1 protein-coding gene is annotated in these 305 nt (G+C 71.1%); it reads right to left on the reverse strand.

Annotation, left to right across the window (positions count from 1 at the left end):
• A partial coding sequence (locus tag PUR26_RS02320; protein ID WP_329868619.1) for an FG-GAP repeat domain-containing protein occupies positions 1-305 on the reverse strand: 305 nt, incomplete at both ends.

Raw genomic sequence — 305 nt, forward strand, 5'->3', positions numbered from 1 at the left:
CGTCCTGGAGGGAGATCCAGACGCCGTCGTCGTGGCAGCCGACGATGTCGAGCCTGCCGTCGCCGGTGGTGTCGGCGAGGAAGCGGGGGTGCTTGTCGGCAAGCCACCCGCCCGCCTCCTCCCCATGGCCGAACGCCCTCACGACCGGTTCGTCGGCGAGCGGTGCGAAGTGTCCTTCTGCGTCCTGGAGGGAGATCCAGACGCCGTCGTCGTGGCAGCCGACGATGTCGAGCCTGCCGTCGCCGGTGGTGTCGGCGAGGAAGCGGGGGTGCTTGTCGGCAAGCCACCCGCCCGCCTCCTCCCCA

The organism is Streptomyces sp. SP18CS02 (assembly GCF_036322365.1).
Classification (GTDB): domain Bacteria; phylum Actinomycetota; class Actinomycetes; order Streptomycetales; family Streptomycetaceae; genus Streptomyces.